General features: G+C 65.4%; 17 protein-coding genes. 4 read left to right on the top strand and 13 right to left on the bottom strand.

The window, feature by feature from the left end; translation table 11 throughout:
- Positions 1-84: 84 nt before the first annotated feature.
- From B6V76_RS09250 to xdhA, 8 genes are read right to left on the bottom strand one after another with little or no spacing between them, the layout of a single operon-like run.
- Entirely contained in the window at positions 85-1,170 is a 1,086-nt protein-coding gene (locus B6V76_RS09250; protein WP_075774184.1) for a BMP family ABC transporter substrate-binding protein, read from the bottom strand.
- A gap of 55 nt (positions 1,171-1,225) precedes the next feature.
- Positions 1,226-2,158 carry an ABC transporter permease gene (locus B6V76_RS09245; RefSeq protein WP_088727278.1) on the bottom strand — a complete coding sequence of 311 codons (933 nt, stop codon included), beginning with the start codon at positions 2,156-2,158 and terminating at the stop codon, positions 1,226-1,228.
- Complete coding sequence (locus tag B6V76_RS09240) at positions 2,155-2,490, bottom strand: hypothetical protein (RefSeq protein ID WP_088719680.1); 336 nt, start codon at positions 2,488-2,490, stop codon at positions 2,155-2,157. The genes B6V76_RS09245 and B6V76_RS09240 overlap by 4 nt, the downstream gene beginning before the upstream one ends.
- Positions 2,487-3,566, bottom strand: coding sequence for an ABC transporter permease (locus B6V76_RS09235; RefSeq protein ID WP_088727277.1), 1,080 nt, complete (start codon positions 3,564-3,566; stop codon positions 2,487-2,489). The genes B6V76_RS09240 and B6V76_RS09235 overlap by 4 nt, the downstream gene beginning before the upstream one ends.
- Positions 3,563-5,077, bottom strand: a complete 1,515-nt coding sequence (locus B6V76_RS09230) for an ABC transporter ATP-binding protein (protein ID WP_088727276.1) — start codon at positions 5,075-5,077, stop codon at positions 3,563-3,565. The genes B6V76_RS09235 and B6V76_RS09230 overlap by 4 nt, the downstream gene beginning before the upstream one ends.
- Complete coding sequence (gene xdhC / locus B6V76_RS09225) at positions 5,074-6,009, bottom strand: xanthine dehydrogenase accessory protein XdhC (RefSeq protein WP_088727275.1); 936 nt, start codon at positions 6,007-6,009, stop codon at positions 5,074-5,076. Before xdhC ends, B6V76_RS09230 begins: the two co-directional genes overlap by 4 nt.
- Positions 6,006-8,285 (bottom strand): xanthine dehydrogenase molybdopterin binding subunit, encoded by a 2,280-nt coding sequence (xdhB, locus tag B6V76_RS09220; RefSeq protein WP_088727274.1) that lies wholly within the window; start codon positions 8,283-8,285, stop codon positions 6,006-6,008. Before xdhB ends, xdhC begins: the two co-directional genes overlap by 4 nt.
- Entirely contained in the window at positions 8,282-9,652 is a 1,371-nt protein-coding gene (gene xdhA, locus B6V76_RS09215; protein WP_088727273.1) for a xanthine dehydrogenase small subunit, read from the bottom strand. Before xdhA ends, xdhB begins: the two co-directional genes overlap by 4 nt.
- Before the next feature lie 245 nt (positions 9,653-9,897).
- On the opposite strand from xdhA, the gene dnaE reads away from it, so the two are divergent.
- A complete protein-coding gene (gene dnaE, locus B6V76_RS09210) occupies positions 9,898-13,398 on the top strand; it encodes a DNA polymerase III subunit alpha (RefSeq protein ID WP_088727458.1) in 3,501 nt (1,166 codons plus the stop codon).
- 3 nt (positions 13,399-13,401) lie between these two features.
- Here the strand turns inward: dnaE and B6V76_RS09205 are convergent, their stop codons facing one another.
- Positions 13,402-13,827, bottom strand: coding sequence for a hypothetical protein (locus tag B6V76_RS09205; protein ID WP_088727272.1), 426 nt, complete (start codon positions 13,825-13,827; stop codon positions 13,402-13,404).
- Positions 13,827-14,033, bottom strand: coding sequence for a SlyX family protein (locus B6V76_RS09200; RefSeq protein WP_075774193.1), 207 nt, complete (start codon positions 14,031-14,033; stop codon positions 13,827-13,829). Before B6V76_RS09200 ends, B6V76_RS09205 begins: the two co-directional genes overlap by 1 nt.
- A 75-nt stretch (positions 14,034-14,108) precedes the next feature.
- Here B6V76_RS09200 and hisS point away from each other — a divergent pair, with 75 nt between their 5' ends.
- The 3 genes from hisS to hisG are packed head-to-tail and all read left to right on the top strand — an operon-like array spanning position 14,109 to position 17,379.
- Positions 14,109-15,611: a histidine--tRNA ligase gene (gene hisS / locus B6V76_RS09195; protein ID WP_088727271.1), complete on the top strand. Its 1,503-nt coding sequence runs from the start codon at positions 14,109-14,111 to the stop codon at positions 15,609-15,611.
- Complete coding sequence (locus B6V76_RS09190) at positions 15,611-16,681, top strand: ATP phosphoribosyltransferase regulatory subunit (protein ID WP_075774195.1); 1,071 nt, start codon at positions 15,611-15,613, stop codon at positions 16,679-16,681. The genes hisS and B6V76_RS09190 overlap by 1 nt, the downstream gene beginning before the upstream one ends.
- Positions 16,678-17,379 carry an ATP phosphoribosyltransferase gene (gene hisG / locus B6V76_RS09185; RefSeq protein ID WP_088727270.1) on the top strand — a complete coding sequence of 234 codons (702 nt, stop codon included), beginning with the start codon at positions 16,678-16,680 and terminating at the stop codon, positions 17,377-17,379. Before B6V76_RS09190 ends, hisG begins: the two co-directional genes overlap by 4 nt.
- Before the next feature lie 112 nt (positions 17,380-17,491).
- Here hisG and B6V76_RS09180 read toward each other — a convergent pair whose 3' ends face one another.
- The 3 genes from B6V76_RS09180 to mrdA are packed head-to-tail and all read right to left on the bottom strand — an operon-like array spanning position 17,492 to position 21,521.
- A complete protein-coding gene (locus tag B6V76_RS09180; protein ID WP_088727269.1) occupies positions 17,492-18,433 on the bottom strand; it encodes a glyoxylate/hydroxypyruvate reductase A in 942 nt (313 codons plus the stop codon).
- Positions 18,430-19,575, bottom strand: a complete 1,146-nt coding sequence (gene rodA, locus B6V76_RS09175; protein WP_088719687.1) for a rod shape-determining protein RodA — start codon at positions 19,573-19,575, stop codon at positions 18,430-18,432. Before rodA ends, B6V76_RS09180 begins: the two co-directional genes overlap by 4 nt.
- Positions 19,572-21,521 carry a penicillin-binding protein 2 gene (gene mrdA / locus B6V76_RS09170; protein ID WP_075774199.1) on the bottom strand — a complete coding sequence of 650 codons (1,950 nt, stop codon included), beginning with the start codon at positions 21,519-21,521 and terminating at the stop codon, positions 19,572-19,574. The genes rodA and mrdA overlap by 4 nt, the downstream gene beginning before the upstream one ends.
- Positions 21,522-21,529 lie beyond the last annotated feature (8 nt).

The raw sequence follows: 21,529 nt of genomic DNA, 5'->3' as shown, positions 1-21,529 counted from the left end.
TGAGAAGGGGGGTAGAGGCGGCGCGAGCATGAAAAAAGGGCCGGCGCCTGGCCGACCCTTTCGTCTTTTCGTTCGTGCAATCGCTTACTTCGGCGGTTCCGCGGTAATGCCCTCGACATAGAAGGTCATCGAATGAAGCTGGTCGTCGGTCGCGACATCGCCTGCCTTGAGGAATTCGCTGCCGTCCTGCTTGTTGAGCGGACCCGCGAAGGGATGGACCTTGCCCGAGGCGATGTCGTCCTTGAGCTGCAGCGCCTCTTTCTTGACGTCGTCCGGCACCGCCGAGGAGATCTCGCCGATCTTCACCATGCCGCTGTCGATGCCGCCCCAGGTGGCTTCCGATTTCCAGGTGCCGTCCATGACGGCGCCGACGCGTTCGATGTAATAGGGCGCCCAGTTGTCGATGGTCGAGGAGACGCGCGGCATCGGCGCGAAGGACGACATGTCCGAGGCCTGACCGAAGGTGATGACGTTGCCCGCTTCCTGAGCTTTCGCCTGCGGCGCGGTCGAGTCGGTGTGCTGCAGCAGCACGTCCACCCCATCGGCGATCAGGGCTGCGGCCGCGTCGGCCTCTTTCGCCGGGTCGAACCACGAATAGGCCCAGACGACTTTCATCTCGACGTCCGGGTTCACCTTCTTCGCCGCGAGGTAGGCGGCGTTGATGCCCTGATAGACCTCCGGGATCGGGAAGGAGCCGATATAGCCGATCTTGTTGGTCTTGGTCATGCGACCGCCGATCGTGCCCTGAATGGCGCGACCTTGGTAGAACTTCGCGTCATAGGTCGCGAGGTTGTCGGCGAGCTTGTAGCCGGTGGCGTGCTCGAATTTCACGTCGGGGAATTTCTTGGCGACGTTCACGACCGCGTCCATGAAGCCGAAGGAGGTCGCGAAGATCAGCTTGTTGCCGTCCAGCGCAAGCTGGGTCAGCGCGCGCTCGGCATCGGGACCTTCCGGCACGTTCTCGATGAACGAGGTTTTCACCTTGTCGCCGTATTTCTCTTCGATCGCCTGACGACCCTGGTCGTGCTGGTAGGACCACCCCATGTCGCCGACGGGGCCGACATAGATGAAGCCGACTTTCAGCGGCTCGTCAGCGGCGAAAGCCGGGACGCCTGCGCCCGCGACAACGGCCGTGGCGGCGGTGGTTTTCAAAAAGGATCTGCGGTTCATCGCGTTACTCCAAGTTGGGTGGCGGGCCTCTTGATGGGGCCCTTCGAGATATGCCTCAGCTCGAGGCGTGGAAAGACTTGCCGAGGCTGGCAGGGGCGGCCTGCACGCCGTGGCGGTGGATGGCGGAGAGGATGACCAGCACCACGATGGTGATGACGTAGGGGGCCATCGACAGGATATGCACCGGGATCGCGTAGCCCGCGGCCTGCAGCTGCAATTGCAGCGCGGTGATGCCGCCGAAGAGATAGGCGCCGAGCAGCACGCGCCACGGCCGCCAGCTTGCGAAGACCACGATGGCGAGCGCGATCCAGCCCGCGCCAGCGGTCATGCCTTCGGTCCATTGCGGCACGCGCACGAGGCTGAGATAGGCACCGCCCAGACCGGCCAGCGCCCCGCCGAAGGCCAACGCGGCAAAGCGGACGGCGACGACGCGGTATCCCAACGCGTGTGCTGCGTCATGACTTTCGCCCACCGCGCGCAGGATCAGCCCCATGCGGGTTGAGCGCAACACGTACCAGACCACGGCGACGAGGATCAGCGAGAGATAAACGATCCAGTCATGCGAGAACAGGATGCGGCCCAGCACCGGAATTTCCGAGAGCGGCCCGAAATCGATCTTCGGCGTCGCGGGCGGCCGCACGCCCTCATAGCCCTTTCCGATCAGCGCGCTCAGGCCAAGTCCGAACAGCGTCAGTGCAAGGCCGGTCGCGACCTGGTTCGACAGCAGCTTCTGCGTCAGAAAGGCGAAGAGCGTCGCCAGCAAAGCGCCGGCAATCGCCCCCATCAGGAAGCCCAGAACCGGGCTTCCGGTGGCGACGGCGGCAGCAAAGCCCGCGACCGCGCCCATGATCATCATCCCCTCGACGCCGAGGTTCAGCACGCCCGATTTCTCGGCCACCAATTCTCCGGTGGCCGCTAGCAAAACCGGGGTCGACGCGCCCATCAGAGTCGCCGTCAGGGTGATGATGTCGATGCCGCCCACGATCATAGCGTGCCTCCATGTCCCCAGAACAGAACCGGCCCCCAGGCCAGATAGCCCCCGACGAGGCCGATGACGAGCCCGGCCATCGAGGCGTAACGCTCGCGTCCGCGCAGGGTGGGGCGACGGGGCTCTTCGCTGTCAGGGCGCGCGCCGATGCGGTAGATCACCGCCCGCGACGCGCCAACCGCCAGTTCGAAAACTACCATCATAACCACGCCGATCACGACGAAGGCCCAGAATGCCTGCGCCACGGCGAGCAGATAGTACAGGCCTAGCCCCATCACGACGCCGCCGAGAAAGATGACCGCCAGGCGCAACGAGGGGAGTTTGCCCGTCATGCCGCGACCCTCCCGAAACGGATGCGGAAGTTGGTCAGCACATCGAAGGCCAGCAGGAAGAACAGCAGCATCCCCTGAAACACCTGGATCGCCGCCGAGGGCAGGCCGAGCATCAACTGCGCCATGTCGCCGCCGATATAGGTCAGCGCCATCAGCAGACCCGCCAGCAGGATGCCGATCGGGTGCAGGCGACCCAAGAAGGCCACGATGATTGCGGTGAAGCCATAGCCCACGTTGAAGCTGTCGGTGATCTGGCCCGAGGGACCGGAGACTTCGAACATGCCCGCGAGGCCCGCAAAGGCGCCGCCCATGCCAAGCCCGAGGATCACCAGCCGCGCCGGCATCACGCCTGCGAAGCGAGCGGCGCGCGGGGCCTCGCCTGCGACGCGGATACGGAAACCGGTGATGTGGCGATGCATCAGCCCATAGGTAAAGATCACCGCGATCAGCGCCGCGACGACGCCCCAATGCATGCCTGTGCCCGCGATCAGCTCGTGGTTGAAGGCAGAGGGGTAGTCCAGCAGGTTGCGCGATCCGGGAAAGCCGAAGCCTTCGGGGTTCTTGAGCGGCCCGAAGGCCATGTAGGCCAGCAGGTTCTCGGCCACGTAGACCAGCATCAGCGAGACGAGAATTTCAGAGGTGCCGAACATCACTTTCAGCACCGCGGGGATCATTGCCCAGAGGAAGCCGCCAAGCGCGCCGAGCACGATCATCACCGGAAACAGCCAGTGGCTTTCGGCCGGGTACATCTTCAGCGCCAGCCACGCCGAGAACAGCGCGCCCATGATGTATTGCCCCTCCGCGCCAATGTTCCAGATGCCCGCGCGAAAGCCCACGGCGAGCCCGCAGGCGATCAGGATCAGCGGCCCGGCCTTGACCAGCAACTGGCCGCGGAAATAGGCCGCGTTGCCGCCGAAAAGCGGGTCCCAGAAGATTACGCGGATCGCCTCGACCGGGTGCTTTCCGAGCATCGCGAACAGGATGCCGCCCGCGATCATGGTGGCGATCACGGCGAGGATCGGTGTGGCGTAGGACCAGAAGCGAGACGGGGTGGGGCGCCGGACGAGAGTGATCATACCGCAGCCTCCTGCATCCCGTGCGCGCCACCGAGCATCATGCCGATCTCTTCGATCGTCAGCCCCTGCGTCGGGCGCGAGGCGCTCAGGCGGCCTTCGTTCAGTGCCGAGAAGCGGTCGGAGATTTCCATAAGCTCATCGAGGTCTTGGCTGATCGCGATCACCGCAGCCCCTTTCGCGGCCAGATCGAGCAGCGCTTGCCGAATCGACGCTGCGGCGGCGGCATCGACACCCCATGTCGGCTGGTTCACGACCAACACGGCGGGGTTTTGCAGCACTTCGCGGCCGATCACGTATTTCTGCAGGTTTCCGCCCGACAGCGCCCGGGCGGCCACATGCGCGCCGGGGGTGCGCACGTCGAAGGCTTGAATGATCTCGTCGGCGAAGGTTTTCGCCGCACCCTGATCTACGAAGCCGTTGCGGGTCAGCGGCTTGCGCATTGTCCCGGTGAGAATCGCATTCTCCGTCAGGCTCATCGCGGGAACGGCGGCATGGCCGAGCCTTTCCTCGGGGGCCGCCAGCATCCCCTTCGCGCGGCGTGGATTCGGCCCGAGGCCGGAGATGTCTTCGCCCATCAGGCTGACGGTGCCGGGGGCGGAGGGCCGCTCTCCCGACAGGGTCGCCAGCAATTCTTCCTGACCGTTGCCTGCGACGCCGCCGATGCCAAGCACCTCGCCCGCGCGCAGCTCGAAGCTGAGATCCTTCAGCGACGGACCGAATTGCGACATCGGCGCCAGCGACAGACCTTCGACCTTCAGCACCACATCGCCCAGTTTGCGCTCGGCTCGGTCGGTCACTTTCAACTCGGCACCGACCATCAGCTCGGCCAGTTCGCGCGCGGTCTTTTCACTCGGGTTGCAGCTTGCCACCACCTTGCCGCCGCGCAGGATGGTCGCGCCTTCGCAAAGCGTGCGGATTTCCTCGAGCTTGTGGCTGATATAGAGGATCGCGGTGCCCTCGGCGGAGAGCTTGCGCAGCGTGTGGAACAGGATTTCCACCTCCTGCGGCGTCAGAACCGAGGTCGGCTCGTCCATGATCAGAAGCTTCGGGTCCTGCAGCAGGCAGCGCACGATCTCGACGCGCTGACGCTCGCCCGCGGAGAGGTCTCCGACCAGACGGGCAGGGTCAAGCGGCAGGCCATAGGCGGTGGAAATCTCGCGGATACGCTTGGCGAGTTGGCGCATCGGCGGCGGGTTTTCCATGCCGAGCGCCACGTTCTCGGCGACGTTCAGCGCCTCGAAGAGCGAGAAATGCTGAAACACCATCGCGACGCCTGCGGCCCGCGCCGCGCGTGGATCGGCTGGCGCGAAGGGTTGGCCGGCGAAATGCATCGTGCCGGAATCGGGCTTCACGAGCCCGTAGATCATTTTCACCAGCGTCGATTTGCCGGCGCCGTTCTCGCCCAGCAGGGCGTGCACTTCGCCCGGACGCACCGAGAAGCCGACGCCATCGTTGGCCACGACCCCAGGATAGGCTTTTGTCAGCCCGTCGATCTTGAGCAGCTCCGTCACCCGGCGCGTTTCCCTTTCCCCGTCGCCACCTTCGCGGCGTTCAGCTCCTTCACTAGCCCGGTCGCGACCCCAAGAGCAATGGCTTGAGGATGCTTCCCCAAGGTCGGATCGCCTATCGGGCAGGCAATGCGTGAAATTTGTGCATCCGAATGACCCAGGGCGGCAAGACGTTTGCGGAAGCGGATCCATTTGCTGTCCGATCCGATCAGGCCGAGCCCGCCGACCCCGTGAGCGAGCAGCCGGTGGCAGAGTTCGAGGTCGAGCGCATGTGAATAGGTCAGCACGAAATGGCGCGCTTCGGTCGGGGCTAGAGAGACAAGATCAGCCGGGTTCTCTGCGATCAGTGGCGTGACGCCCTCGGGGAGTGTCTCGGGAAACCTCTCGGACCCGCTATCGGCCCAGAAAAGTGCGAGGCCGGGCAGGGGGGCGAGCGCACCGATCAGCGCGCGCCCGACATGGCCCGCGCCCCAGATCCAGACCGGGGTGGCGGGTGGTGCGACCCGCTCGATCAGCCAGGTCTCCACCAGCAGCGGCGGTGCCTCGCCGCGATCCCGGGCGCGCGCCAGCGCGCGGGTGACGGCCAGCGGCTCGGGCGCGCCCGGCGTCAGCGGCCGCGCGTGCCAATCGCCTGTAATCTGCGCGACGGTGTTCCGGTCCATCCGCTCGTAGCCCAGCACCACGGCCCCGCCGCAACACTGGTTCATGGCCGGGCCGAGCGGGATTTTCTCGACCCCAGTCAGCCCGCCCCGCGCCTTTGCGATGGCGGAGAATTCCAGCGCGCCGCCGCCGATCGTGCCCTCGACGTGATCCGCCCAGACCAGCATCTCCGCCCCGTCTTCGCGCGGGGTGGAGCCTTGGGCGCGCGCGACCACCACGCGGGTGAACGGTCCGCGTTCCGCCGCGCGGGCGAGGGCTGCGGGATCCAGGCTCATGCGTCGCCCCTTGCCCGGTGCACGGCAGCGAGAACCGCCTCGGGCGTCGCGGGCGCCTGCAGATCGGGCCAGTGCGGGCCGCAGGATTTGCACGCGTCCTGCAGCGCGAGGAAGGCCGAGATCGCCAGCATGAAGGGCGGCTCGCCGACCGCCTTGGAGCGATAGATCGTGTCCTCGCGGTTCGGTGCGTCCCAGAGCGCCACGTTGAACACACGCGGGCGGTCCGAGCAGGCGGGGATCTTGTAGGTCGAAGGCGCATGGGTGCGCAGTCGGCCTTTATCGTCCCAGACCAGTTCCTCGGTCGTCAGCCAGCCCGCGCCCTGAACGTAGCCGCCTTCGATCTGGCCGATGTCGATAGCCGGGTTCAGCGAGGCGCCCGCATCATGCAGGATGTCGGTGCGCAAGATGCGGTTCTCGCCGGTCAGCGTGTCGATCACGACCTCGGTCACCGCCGCGCCATAGGCGAAGTAGAAGAACGGTCGGCCCTGCCCCTTGATCCGGTCCCAGCTGATCTTCGGCGTGGCATAGAAGCCGGTCGAGGAGAGCGACACCCGCGCCTCATAGGCCAGCTTCACCAGCTTCGCGAAGGGCAGGGCATGCTCGCCCGCGCGCACCTCGCCATTGGCGAAGTTCACGTCTTCGATGGCTGCGCCGGAGCTTTCGGCCATGAACGCGGCGAGCCGCGCCTTGATCGTCTCGCAGGCGGCCTTCACCGCCATGCCGTTCAGGTCGGCCCCCGAAGAGGCCGCCGTAGCGGAGGTATTGGGCACCTTGTCGGTGGCGGTCGCGGTGATGCGCACGTCCTCGTCCGTCACGCCAAAGACCGAGGCCGCGACCTGACAGACCTTGCGGTGCAGGCCCTGACCCATCTCGGTGCCGCCGTGGTTCAACTGTATCGAGCCGTCGGCATAGACATGCACCAGCGCGCCCGCCTGGTTCAGCTGGGTCAGCGTGAAGGAGATGCCGAACTTCACCGGCGTCAGCGAGATGCCGCGCTTCAGCGTCGTGTTGGCGGCGTTCCATTCGGCCACGCGGGCTTTGCGGGCCGCGAACTCGGCGGATTGCTCCAAGCGCTCGGTGATTTCGGGCAGGATGAAATCCTCGACCGGCTGGCCGTAATGCGTGCTCTGCCCGCCCGCTGGGTCGTAGTAGTTGCGCTTGCGCAGATCGAGCGGGTCGATCCCCATCACATGCGCGAGGTGATCGAGCGCGGCTTCCGTTCCGATCATGCCCTGCGGGCCGCCGAAGCCCCGGAAGGCCGTCGCGCTTTGGGTGTTGGTGCGCAGCCGGTGGCTCTCGATCTTCACATTTGGCAGGTAATAGGAACTGTCGGTGTGCAGCATCGCGCGATCGCAGACCGGCAGGCTCAGGTCGGGCGACCAGCCGCAGCGGGCGAGATGGGTGAACTCGGCCGCGACGATCTTGCCCTCGGCATCCGCGCCGAGCCGATACTTGATCCGGAAATCATGGCGCTTGCCGGTGATGACCATGTCGTCATCGCGGTCGTAGCGCATCTTGCAGGGCCGCCCGGTGGCCCGCGCGACGACGGCGCAGGCGATGGCGAGCGCGTTGCCCTGGCTCTCCTTGCCGCCGAAACCGCCGCCCATCCGGCGCATCTCCACGCGGACGTCATGCATCGCGCAGCCAAGCGCGTCGGCTACCTTGTGCTGGATTTCCGACGGGTGCTGCGAGGAACAGCGGATCACCATCCCCTGATCGTCGGGCAGCGCGAGGGCGGCCTGACCTTCGAGGTAGAAATGCTCCTGCCCGCCCATGTCGAAGCTGCCTTCGACGATATGTTCTGCCTGCGCGAAGCCCGCGCCGGTATCGCCGCGCGCCCAGGTGACCGGGCCGCCTTCGAAATGGCTGTTGGCCTCGAGCGCCTGTTCGACGGTCAGGATCGCCGGGCGCGGCTTGTAGTCGACATTCGCGAGCCGCGCCGCTTTGCGCGCGGCATGGTGGCTGGTCGCGGCGACCACGAAGATCGGCTGACCGACATAATGCACGACACCTTCGGCCAGAACCGGTTCGGGTTCGGGCGCGGGCGAGGCGTTATTGGCGAACGGCATGTCTTCGGCGGTGAGCACTGCGACGACGCCCGGAGCGCTGCGCACCGCGCTCAGATCGAGCGAGGCGATCTCGGCATGGGCTTCGGTCGAGAGGCCGAAGGCGAGGTGCAGCGTGTTGCCGGGGCAGGGGATGTCATCGACGTAGCGCGCCGCTCCGGTGACGTGCAACTGGGCGGAATCGTGGGGTTTTTTGGTGCCGACGCTCATGGTTGCACCTCCAGAATGGAGAGGGCGCCTTGGGCGTTGCGGACGTATCGGATGAGCATCGCCTTGGCGGCCTCCATCCGGTAGGCATCCGAGGCGCGCATGTCGGTGAGCGGCGTGAAGTCCTGCTCCAACGCGGGCAGGGCGGCCGTGATCGCCTCCTCGGTGAAGGGCTGGCCCTCAAGCGCCGCTTCCAATTCCGTTGCGCGTTTCGGGATACCCGCCATGCCGCCAAAGGCGATGCGCGGGGACCGGATCGTGTCGCCCTCGCGAGGGATATTCAGCCCGCCGCAGACGGCGGAGATGTCCTGATCGAACCGCTTCGAGAGTTTGTAGCAGGCGAGATCGGGCACGGATTTCGGGAAGCTGACGCTTTCGACGAATTCGCCTGGCGCGCGGTCCTGTTTGCCGTAGTCGAGGAAGAAACTCTCCAGCGGGATCGTGCGGCGCGTGTCACCCTTGCGCAGCGTCAGCTCCGCGCCCATCGCGATCAGGACAGGCGGGCTGTCACCGATGGGCGAGCCGTTCGCGATATTGCCACCGATCGTCGCCGCCTGACGCACCTGTTCGGAGGCGAAACGGCGGAGCAATTCGGCAAAGCTCGGGAGCGTGTCGCGGATCGTCTCGCGCAACGTCGAGAGCGTGATGCCCGCGCCGACGATATAGCGGTCGTGGGTTTCCTCGATGTTCCGGAGGTCTTTGCAGTTGTTCAGGAAAGCGACTTCTTTCAGGTCTCGCAGCTGTTTGGTGACCCAGAGACCCACATCAGTCGCGCCCGCGATCAGCGTGGCGTCCGGATGAGCGAGATACCACTCCGCCAGCGCATCCGCGCTTGCGGGAAGGAAGACATGATCGGCCATAAGCGCGACGTCTGCCAGATCGGGCAGCGTGTCGTGCATCCACGCGGGCACGGGCGCGTCCTGAGCCGCCTCGGCGGCGCGGATGATCGGTGCGTAGCCGGTGCAGCGGCAAAGGTTGCCCGCCAGCAGATCGTCGTGATCGCGGCGTCCATTGAGATGACCCGCGGCCATCGAGGCGATGAAGCCTGGCGTGCAGAAACCGCATTGCGAGCCGTGATGGTCGACCATTGCCTGCTGAACTGGATGCAATTCGCCCTTCGGCCCCGCGACGCCCTCGACGGTGCGCAGCGCGTGCCCGTGCAGATGGGGCATCATCATCAGGCATGCATTGAGCGGTTTGGCCCCGTCGGCGTCGGTCACGATGACCGAACAGGCCCCGCAATCGCCTTCGTTGCAGCCCTCCTTGGTGCCGGTCAGGCCTTCGGCGCGCAGCCAGTCGAGCACAGATTGCGTCGGATCGGTAATCGCCACCGTCCGGGTTTCTCCATTGAGAAGAAACGTGATCTCCATAAGAAAAATCCGCCGCCTTACCAGTCGTCCCTGCGGTCCCCCTCGATGCGGCGTAGAACGGGACCTGCCCAGCAAAGCCGATGCGGACGGGCTTTGGCAAGGGATTCTCGATCATGCGCTGCTCGAATCTTGATCCGACGATCAAGATTTGGGCGTCGAGCGACGCCGAACGGTCGAACGCGAAGCGTCTGGAGGACGCGGCGAGAGGCTGGCGCGGGGCGACACGACCGGCTAAATCTGGTGGCATGACCAGCCCCCGATTCATTCATCTGCGCGTCCATACCGAGTATTCCCTGCTCGAAGGCGCCGTGCCCGCGAAGAAACTCGTGAAGATGTGCGAGTCGGCGGGGATGCCCGCCGTCGCCGTGACCGACACGAACAACATGTTCGCGGCGCTCGAGTTTTCCGTGACCGCGACGGGGGCGGGGCTGCAGCCGATCGTCGGTTGTCAGGTATCGCTCGAATTCGATCCCGCCAAGCCGGGCGAGCGTCCGCGCCTGCCTGCACCGATCGTTCTGCTGGCCCAGACCGAGCGCGGCTACGAGAACCTGATGAAGCTGAACTCGTGCCTCTATCTCGACAAGCACGGGGCGCAGATTCAGGTCACTCTGGAGGAGCTGGAGCGCCATTCCGAGGGGCTGATCTGTCTCTCTGGCGGTCCCGACGGTCCGGTTGGACGGCTGATCCGGAACGGCGCGAAGGACCGCGCCAAGGCGCTTCTGCAACAGCTCGCCGGCATCTACCCGAACCGGCTCTATGTCGAATTACAGCGCCACCCGGGCGAGGGCGGCACGCTGACCGAGGCCGAGATCGCGACCGAGCGGCCGTTCGTCGAATGGGCCTACGAGCTGGGTCTGCCGCTGGTCGCGACCAACGACGTCTATTTCCCGAAGCCCGAGATTTACGAGGCCCATGACGCGATGATCTGTATCGCGGAGGGCGCCTATGTCGATCAGATCGAGCCGCGCCGCCGTCTGACCCCGCAGCATTATTTCAAGTCTGAAGGCGAGATGGTCGCGCTCTTCGCCGATCTGCCCGAGGCGGTGGAGAACACAGTCGAGATCGCGAAACGCTGCGCCTTCTCGACCTACAAGCGGGCACCGATCCTGCCGAAATTCGCCGATGACGAGGTCGAGGAACTGCGGCGTCAGGCGTGGGACGGGTTGCGCAACCGCCTCGACGTGATCCCGCATGCAGCGCCGGTCGAGGATTACGAGGCGCGGCTGAAATTCGAACTCGACATCATCGAGCAGATGGGCTTCCCGGGCTACTTCCTGATCGTTGCCGACTTCATCAAATGGGCCAAGGATCACGACATTCCGGTCGGGCCGGGGCGCGGCTCGGGTGCAGGTTCGCTGGTCGCCTACGCTCTTACCATCACCGACCTTGATCCGCTGCGCTATTCGCTGCTGTTCGAACGCTTCCTCAACCCGGAACGTGTTTCGATGCCGGACTTCGACATCGACTTCTGCATGGATCGCCGCGAGGAGGTGATCCAATACGTGCAGAAGAAATACGGGCGCGAGAAGGTGGGCCAGATCATCACCTTCGGTGCGCTTCTGTCGAAGGCCGCCGTGCGCGACGTGGGGCGCGTGTTGCAGATGTCCTACGGCCAGGTCGACAAGCTGTCGAAGCTGATCCCGGTCGAAGGCGTTAAGCCCGTCAGCATCGAAAAGGCGCTGGCCGACGAGCCGCGTCTGCGCGAGGCGGCCCGCAACGAAGAGGTCGTGGCGCGGCTTCTCGATTACGCGAAGGCGATCGAAGGCCTGCTGCGCAATGCCTCGACCCACGCGGCGGGCGTCGTGATCGGCGACCGTCCGATCGACGAGCTGGTGCCGCTCTATCAGGATCCGCGCTCGGACATGCCCGCGACCCAGTTCAACATGAAATGGGTCGAGCAGGCGGGTCTGGTGAAGTTCGACTTCCTCGGCCTGAAGACACTGACGGTGATCCGCTCGGCGATGGAACTGATTTTCAAATCCGGCCGGCCGCTGCATGTCGATGCCGCCGGCAACCAGCTTTACGAACCCGCCGAGGGCGCGGAAAATCACATCAACGCGATCCCGCTGGATGATCCGAAGACCTACAAGCTTTACGCGGACGCGAAGACTGTCGCGGTGTTCCAGGTGGAATCGGAGGGCATGAAATCGGCGCTGCGCCAGATGAAGCCTACCTGTATCGAGGACATCGTGGCGCTGGTGGCGCTCTATCGCCCTGGTCCGATGGAGAACATCCCGGTCTATTGCGAGGTGAAGAACGGTCTGCGCGAGATCACTTCGGTGCATCCGACCATCGACCATATCCTCGAAGAGACGCAGGGCATCATCGTCTATCAGGAGCAGGTGATGCAGATCGCGCAGGTCATGGCGGGTTACTCGCTTGGCGGCGCGGACCTTCTCCGTCGCGCGATGGGTAAGAAGATCAAGGAGGCGATGGACGCCGAGCGTCCGAAATTCGAGGCGGGCGCGGCCAAGAACGGGGTCGACAAGAAAAAGGCCTCCGAGGTGTTCGACCTACTGGAGAAATTCGCCAACTACGGCTTCAACAAATCCCACGCAGCGGCTTATGCGGTGGTGTCCTATTACACCGGCTGGCTGAAGGCGAACCACGCGGTCGAGTTCATGGGCGGCGTGATGAACTGCGATATTCATCTGACCGACAAGCTCGCGATCTATGCCGACGAGGTGCAGAAGAAGCTAGGGATCGAGATCATTCCGCCTTGCGTGAACCGTTCGCTCTCGACCTTCGACGTGGTCGATCAGAAGCTGGTCTACGCGCTGGGCGCGCTGAAGAATGTGGGCGTGGACGCGATGCAGATGATCGTCGCCGCGCGCGGCGACGAGCCGTTCAAGGATCTGTTCGATTTCGCGCGGCGTGTCGACATGAAGCGCGTCGGTAAACGCCCTCTCGAGATGCTGGCGCGGGCCGGGGCTTTCGATCTGCTCGATCCGAACCGCAAGCGCGTCTTCGAGTCGCTGGAATCGCTGATGGCGTGGTCGGGCGCGGTGATCGAGGCGCGCGAGTCGGCGCAGGTGTCGCTGTTCGGCGAGGCGGGCGACGATCTGCCGCCGCCGCGTCTGGCCGATACCGACGACTGGCTGCCGGGCGAGCGTCTGGCCGAGGAACACAAAGCCATCGGCTTCTACCTCTCGGGCCACCCGATCGAGGATTACCTGCCTGCGCTCAAGCGCAAGAAGGTGCTGAGCTGGGAAGAGGTGCAACAAAAGGCCGTGGGCGGTCCCTTCGTCACCAAGATCGCGGGCGAGGTCGCCTCGGTGCGCGAGAAGAAATCCGCCAAGGGCAACCGTTTCGCCTTCGTCGCGCTGTCGGATGCCTCGGGCCCCTACGAGGTGGCTTTCTGGTCGGAGGCGCTGGAAGCTTGCCGCGACGTGCTGGAAACCGGTAACCTTCTGGTGCTGACCGTGAAGGTCGAGGTGGATGGCGAGTCGGTGCGCATGGTCGCCAACGCGGCGCAGACCGTGGACAAGGCGACGGCGGACGCGGGCTCCTCCGGGCTGCTGGTGCATGTCGACGACAATGATGCGGTCGCCTCGGTGGCGAGCCTCGTCGAGCGGGTCGCCCGCGAAGGGAAGGTCCATTCGCGCGGGCCGATCAGCTTCATGGTCTATGACAACGAGCGCGGCTGCCGCTACCAGATCACCGCGATGCCTGAGGCGCCGGTCAATGCGCAGGTGAAAGGAGCGCTGCGCAGCCTGCGCGGGGTCAGCGAGGTCGAAGAGGTCTGAGCCTCACAGGCTGCGCGCCACCCATGCCAGCCGCAGCGTGATCGCGGCGGCCAGGGCGGTGGCGAACTCGCCCCAGCGCAACAGTGCCACGCCGCGCAGCAGATCGGGCTCGTTGATCCCGTCGCGCACCGCACCGGAGATCATGCCCATCTCCAGCCACGCGGCCGCACCCAGCAGCCCTGTTGCGAGGAAACTCAACGAAACCAGAAACATCGTCTGCCGATGGGCGCGCGTCTGCCAGATCAGCGCGCTCATCAGCGGCACGGCGAAGAAGACCTGCATCGCGAGGATGCCGCTTCCCTGCCACAGCTCGAACCGATCGATCGCCGAACGGAGGTCGATGCCCGGGGGCCAGACCAGCAAAGCGGTGTAGATGAGCGCCTGCGCACTCACGAAAACACCGTTTAGCCCCCAGAGCGCCGCGTCCATTACCAGTGCGGTGGTTTCTGATCGGCCAGAGGGATAGAGCCGCCGCTGTCATATTCGCGCTCGGCCTCGCGCTCCATCAGCAGGCCCAGATGCCGCTCCAGCCGTTCGATCTGACGGGCCTGCGCGACGATGACATCGGACAACTCGTCCACCGTTTGCGTCAGATAGGCGATCTGTTCTTCCGCCCGTTCGAGCCGTTCCTGCATCTGCCGTTCCTATTGCTTGCCGGGGCCTGCCCCTTGGGCTACACCCTCGCGCGAGATAAGATCAGGTGCAAGCCGATGGCGAAACAGAAAAAGCAGCCCCGTCCCAAGGCCGAGACCCCGAAGGGCTTCCGCGACTATTTCGGCACGGAGGTGACCGAGCGCGCCGATATGCTGGCGAAGATCGCAGAGGTCTATCGCACGCATGGCTTCGAGGCGCTGGAAACCTCGGCCATCGAGACGGTCGAGGCACTGGGCAAATATCTCCCCGATGTGGACCGCCCGAATGCGGGGGTCTTCGCCTGGCAGGAGGAAGACGACGGCAAGTGGCTGGCGCTGCGCTACGACATGACGGCGCCGCTGGCCCGCGTCGCGGCGCAATACCGCAACGATCTGCCGACGCCCTATCGTCGCTTCACGATGGGGCCCGTCTGGCGCAACGAGAAGCCCGGCCCGGGCCGGTTCCGCCAGTTCTATCAATGCGATGCCGATACCGTGGGTGCGCCGTCCGTGGCCGCCGATGCAGAGATTTGCGGGATGCTTTCGGATGCGCTGGAAGCCGTCGGCATTCCGCGCGGCGATTACGTCGTGCGGGTGAACAACCGCAAGGTTCTGAACGGCGTGATGGAAGTGGCGGGCGTTCTCGACCCCGCCGATCCGGCCAAGTTCGAGGAAGAGCGCGGCATCGTTCTGCGGGCCATCGACAAGTTCGACAAGTTCGGCGAGGAGGGCGTGCGCCTTCTGATGGGCGAGGGGCGTCTGGACGACTCCGGCGACTTCACCAAGGGTGCGGGGCTGTCCGAAGCACAGGCCGATACGGTCATGGGCTTCATGGAGGCCAAGCGCGAAGACAACGCCACCACCGTCGCGCGGCTGCGCGAGCTGGTCGAAGGCTCTGCGCTGGGTGCGGAAGGCGTGGATGAGCTGGAGCAGATCGCGTCGCTTCTCGACGCGCAGGGCTACGGTCCCGACCGCATCGTGATCGATCCGTCGGTTGTGCGGGGGCTGGGCTATTATACCGGCCCGGTTTTCGAAGCCGAACTGACCTTCGAGATCACCGACGAAAAGGGCCGACCGCGGCAATTCGGCTCGGTCGCAGGTGGCGGGCGCTATGACGATCTGGTCAAGCGCTTCACCGGTCAGGTCGTTCCTGCCACCGGCGTCTCGATCGGCGTCGACCGCCTTCTGGCCGCGCTCCGCGCCAAGGGTCGCATCGGCGGCTCTGCTCAGGGCCCGGTCGTCGTGACCGTGATGGATCGCGACCGGATGGCAGAATACATGGCGCTGGCGTCGACGCTGCGCGGGGCAGGGCTGCGCGCCGAGGTCTATCTGGGCAACCCGAAGAACTTCGGCAACCAGTTGAAATATGCCGATAAACGCGAAAGCCCGGTGGCGATCATCCAAGGCTCGGACGAGGCCGAACGCGGCGTCGTCCAAATCAAGGATCTGATCCTCGGCGCGAAGATCGCGCAGGACGCGACGGTTGAAGAATGGAAATCCCAACCGGCGCAATTCGAGGTTCCGACCGGGGAAATGGTCGCAAAAGTGCAAGAAATCCTTGCGCGCTACGAGGCCGAGTGATGGCGGACAAGGCGCAAGCGCGGGCACAGGCAGGCCGTCTGCTGGAGCAATTCCTCAAAGCGGGTGCGGTCGAGGTCACGCCCGATATCCTGCAGCCCGCCGAGGCGCTTCTCGACCTTTACGGCGAGGATATCCGCGCCCGCGCCTATGTCACCGCCGACCCGCTGCGCGGCGAGATGATGTTGCGCCCGGATTTCACCGTACCGGTCGTGCAGGAGCATATGGCCAATGGCGCCGAGCCTGCGCGCTACGCCTATGCGGGCGAGGTGTTCCGCCGTCAGGATCATCGCGGCGCCGCGCGCGCCAATGAGTATTTTCAGGCCGGGTTCGAAATCTTCGACCGCGCCGACCCCGATGCCGCAGATGCAGAAGTCTTCGCGCTGTTCTCGGATATGCTCGCGAAGCTGAACCTGTCCGCCACGATCGGGGATATGGGGCTGCTGCGCGCCGCCGTCGACGGGCTGGACACGATGCCCGAGCGCAAGGCCGCGCTCGCCCGCCATATCTGGCGGCCCAAGCGGTTCCAGCATCTGCTCGCGCGTTATTCGGGTCAGGTCGAGGTGCCCAAAGCCCGCGCCGATCTGCTGAGCGGCCAACGCTCCGGCGCGCCGTGGATCGGGCTGCGCTCGCGCGAAGAGATGGAGGCGCGGATCGCCACGCTCGCCGCCGATGCCGCTGCTGCGCCGATCCCGACCGACGCGGTCGCCGCGATGGGCAAGCTCGCCGAGCTGCGCTGTGCTGCGGATCAGGCGCCTGCCGCGCTGCGCGCTCTCGGCATCCAAGCGATCGAACCCGCCATCGCGCGGCTCGAAAAACGGCTCGACGCGCTTGCCACCCGCGGCATCGACCTCGCTGCGATCAATTTCGACGCGAGCCACGGTCGCTCGACCATGGAATACTACGACGGCTTCGTCTTTACCTTCACCGCCGCCGATCCGGCACTTCCGCCGGTCGCCTCCGGAGGACGCTACGACGCGCTGACCAGGCAATTGGGGCAGGGGCGCGAAATCCCCGCCGTGGGCGGCGTGATCCGTGCAGGGTTGATGGCCGATCTGGAGGCGCAAGCATGATCAAACTCGGCGTGCCCTCCAAAGGGCGTCTGATGGAGAAGACCTTCGACTGGTTCGCGGAGCGCGGCATCACGCTAAAGCGCACCGGGTCCGAGCGTGAATATGCCGGCGCGGTCGAAGGGGCGGACGGCGTGCAACTCGTGCTCCTGTCGGCCGGAGAGATTCCGCGCGAACTGGCGGCGGGGCGTATCCATCTGGGCGTCACCGGCTCCGATCTCGTGCGCGAGAAGCTCGCCGATTGGGAAAGCCAGGTCGCCGATCTCGCGCCGATGGGCTTCGGCCATGCTGATCTGATCATTGCGGTGCCGGACTGCTGGTCGGACGTGGACAGCCTCGAAGACCTCGACGCCGCCGCCCACCGCTTCCGCGCCACCCACGGCTTCCGCCTGCGGATCGCCACCAAATATCACCGGCTGGTGCGTGAATTCCTGACCCGCGAAGGCGTAGCCGACTGGCAGCTTGTCGACAGCCAAGGCGCGACCGAGGGGACCATCGCGAACCTCACTGCCGAGGCCGTGGCCGACATCACCTCCAGCGGTGAGACGCTGCGCGCGAACCACCTGAAGATCCTCTCAGACGGGTTGATCCACCAGTCTCAGGCGACGCTGTTCGCATCGCGCGCCGCCGACTGGTCTGGCAAGGAAACCCGCCTCGCGAATCTCGCGAAGCAGATCGGTCTCGACGCGCCCGCGCTCTGATCTTCTTCTTGGCGTAAATATACCGGGGGATGAGGCGGGATCAGCAAGGACGCCCTGTCGAACGTCCGAAGCGCACGCGAAGGGCACGAGAGCGGTGCAGCGCCCCCTGCGCTCAATAGCCGCGCGAGCGATCCACGAGATAGAGGAACGGCTCGCCCGCCTCGCCCCTCCGGATATTTTCGGCAATCACCTCGGAGGCGGTCTCGGCCCGGCTCTCGGCGGCGATATGGGGCGTCACCGTCACCTGCGGATGCGCCCAATAGGGGTGCTCGGGGGGCAGGGGCTCGACACGGAACACATCGAGCGTCGCGTGGCCGATCTGGCCGCGGTCCAGCGCCGCTAGCAGCGCGTCATCGTCGATCAGCGTCCCGCGGCCCGGATTGACGAGCCGTGCGCCTTTCGGCATCTGCGCCAGCGTGTCCGCGTTCAGAAGGTTGGTGGTTTCGGGCGTGTCGGGCAGGATCGAGACGAGAATCTCGGCGCGCGACAGCGCCTCCGCTAGCCCATCGTCGCCGCTCAGGCAGGTTATCCCGGGGATGTCCTTCTGCGTCCGGCTCCAGCCCGTGACGGCAAAGCCCAGCCCCGCCAGCGCTTCGGCGCAGGCTTTGCCCAACGCTCCCAAACCCAGCATCACCACCGAGCGGTCGCGCGCCAAGGGCGGCACGCCGTCGTCATGACGCCAGACGCCGTCCTGCTGGGCCAGTGTCGCGTCAATTCCGAGGTGATAGCGCAGCACATGGCCGGTCACGTACTCGACCATGCCGCGCTCCAGCCCCGCATCCACCATCCGACACAGCGGCTGGGTCAGGGTGTCGTTGCCCACGACACGCTCCACCCCGGCCCAGAGATTCAGTACGGCTTTCGCGCCGGTATAGGCGGTGAAATCCTGCACCGGGCCTTGCGGTGAATAGACGACATAGTCGATCTGAGCCGGGTCGCTCTCGCCGGGCTGCACGATCTGCGCCTCGACGCCGGTCGCGGCGATCGCCTCGGTCAGCGGGGTTTCGTAACGGCCCCAGTTCTCGGGCTTGTCGGCGAAAAGGACGCGGATCATCTTTGCCTCGGTCTATGGATATGGGCGCTTTGCACCAACCCGAAGGCGGCAAGCAGGATCATCATCGCGGTGCCGCCGTAACTCACCAGTGGCAGGGGCACGCCCACGACGGGCATCAGCCCCATCACCATCGCCATGTTGATCGCGAAGAAGAAGAAGAACGTCCCCGCGACCCCGAAACTGAGGAGTGAGGCGAAGCGGTCCTTCGTGGCCATCGCGGTATAGAGGGCGAAGCCGATGATCCCGGTGTAAAGCATCAGCAAGCCGAAGGCGCCGACGAAGCCGAACTCCTCGGCGAGTGTGGTGAAGATGAAGTCGGTGTGCTTCTCCGGCAGGAAGTTCAGCCGCGATTGCGTGCCCTGCATGAAGCCGCGCCCCGACCAGCCACCCGAGCCGAGCGCGATCTGCGCCTGCATGATGTTGTAGCCCGCGCCAAGCGGGTCCGAGCCAGGATCGAGGAAGGTGTCGATGCGCTTGTATTGGTAGTCGTGCAGTAGCTGGTATTCCGTGCCCCGGCTTTCCATCACGCCGAAGACCAACCCCACGACCAGCGCGATTACGGTGCCGAAATACCAAAACGACACCCCGGCCGCGAACATCACGAAAGCGCCGCCAAGCACCAGCATGACAGCGGTGCCGAGGTCGGGCTGGGCCAGCACGAGGAAGGTGGGCGCGAGAATGATCACCGCCGGGATGAAGACCCAGAGCGGCCGCGAGACCTTCTCGACAGGCAGCCAATCGTAATAGGCGGCGAGGAGCATCACGAGGGTGATCTTCATCAACTCGGAAGGCTGGATGCGCAGCGGGCCGATCTCCAGCCAGCGCTGCGCGCCCATACCGATTGCGCCGAAGAATTCCACCGCAACCAGCAACAGAAGCGCCACGAAATAGGCCAAGGCCGAGACGTTGCGCCAGAACCATACTGGAACGAAGGCCACGGTGAACATCGCGATCATGCCGAGCGCGAAACGCTTCATCTGCGGTTCGGCCCAGGTGTGGATATTGCCACCCGCAACTGAGTAGAGCATCAGGAAGCCGGCGCAGGCGACCGCCGTCAGCAGGATCACGAGCGGCCAGTTCAGGTAGAAGATCTTGCGCCAGCCGACCGGGACGGTCTTGAGGTTGCTCTCGAGATAACTCATGCGCGCGATCGCTCCTGCGGCTTCTGCACGGTGTCGGGATCGACGAGATCGAGCGTTTCGTTCAGCTCCTTGGCCTTCGCGCGGGCGAAGGACGGATAGGCATCGTCCGGGGGCAGGCCGCCCGCCAGCGCGAACAGCAACACGTCGCGCGCGATCGGGGCTGCTGCCGTCGAACCGCCCGAGCCGTGTTCCACCACGACCGAGACGGCGTAGCGCGGATTGTCGACGGGGGCGAAGGCCACGAAGAGCGCGTGGTCGCGGCGGTTCCACGGCAGTTGGTCGTTGCGGATCACGCCACGGGCGCGCTCGGCCTTGGTGATGTTGCGGACCTGGGAGGTGCCGGTCTTGCCCGCCATCTTCCATTCCTTCATCGCGATGCGCGACCCGCGCGCGGTGCCGCGCGAGGAGTTCACCACTGCGGTCATGCCTTTGCGCACGCTGTCGAGATAGGCTTTCTCAACGCCGAGATCGTCGGTGACGCGGATCGGTTGCTCCACCCCGTCACGGGCGCGGATCAGGCGCGGCTCTACCTTCCGACCCGAGGCGATGCGCGCCGCCATTATCGCGAGATGCATCGGCGAGGCCAGAACATAGCCCTGACCGATCGCCGCGTTCGCGGTGTCGCCGATCAGCCAGTCCTTGCCGTAGCGCTCCTGCTTCCATTCCTTGGTCGGGGCCACGCCCTCTTTCACCGCGGACATCGGCAGGTCGGGCCGGACGCCCACGCCCAGGCGCTTGGCCATGTCGCTCATCTTGTCGATGCCGACGCGCTGCGAAAGCTCGTAGTAATAGACGTCGCAGGACTGCTCCATGCTCTTGGTCATGTTCACATGGCCGTGGCCGGCGCCCTTCCAGCAGTGGAAGCGGCGGCCCGCGATCTCGACATAGCCGGGGCACCAGATGGTTTCCTCCGGCGTCACCAGCCCTGCCTCGAGCGCGGCAAGTGCGGTGACCATCTTGTAGGTCGAGCCCGGAGGGTAGAGACCTTGGACGGTCTTGTCGGCGAGCGGCCGATGGTCGTCCTGCGTGAGGCGCTGGTAATCTGCGACGGAGATGCCGCGCACGAAGAGGTTGGGATCGAAGCTGGGCGCGGAGGCGCAGGCCAGCACGTCGCCATTGGTCACATCCATCACCACGGTCGCGGCGGATTCGTTCTCCAACCGCTGCAGCGCGTAGTTCTGCAGTCGATAGTCGAGCGTCAGTTGCAGATTCTCGCCCGGCTTGCCGGGCTCGCGCGAGAGTTCGCGCATCTCGCGCCCGGCGGAGTTCACCTCGACGCGGCGCTGGCCGGCCTGACCGCGTAGAACGCTTTCCTCTTTCGACTCGATGCCGGTCTTGCCGAGCTGGAATTTCGGGATCAGCAGCAGCGGATCGGGGTCTTCCATCTTGCTCAGATCGTAATCCGAGACCGGGCCGACATAGCCGATCACATGGCCAAAATCCTCGCGGCGCGGATAGAGGCGCGACAGGCCGACATCGGGGCTGACACCGGGCAGCGAGGGGCCGTTCACCGCGACGCGCGAGAACTCGTCCCATGTCAGGCGGTCGGCCACCGTGACCGGCGTCGTCGGCGGGCGGCGGCGGATATCGTGCAGGATGTCTTTCGTATCGCCATCGGTAATCGGGATCAGACGGCGCAGCGCAGCGAGCGTCGCATCGACGTCGTCTGTATCCTCGCGCGTGATCGTGACGCGGTAATTCTGCTCGTTGCCCGCCAGAAGCACACCGTTGCGGTCGAAGATCAGCCCGCGCGCGGGCGGGATCAGCCGGATTTTCACCGAGTTGCCCTCGGCCAGCAGCCGGTATTGCTTGGCGTCTTCGAGCTGCATCTTGCGCATCCGCGCCGCCAGCACGGCCACGACCGCCGCCTGCGCGCCGCCCAAGAGCAAGCCGCGTCGCGTGATGCGGCGGGTGCTGACTTCGGTCTCTTTCGGGGATCGTCTCATTCTGGGCC

The sequence above is a fragment of the Thioclava sp. IC9 genome, from assembly GCF_002213225.1.
Taxonomy (GTDB): Bacteria; Pseudomonadota; Alphaproteobacteria; order Rhodobacterales; family Rhodobacteraceae; genus Thioclava; species Thioclava nitratireducens.
Note: the sequence above shows the minus strand (reverse complement) of the source record. Positions and strands in the feature narration are given on the sequence as shown.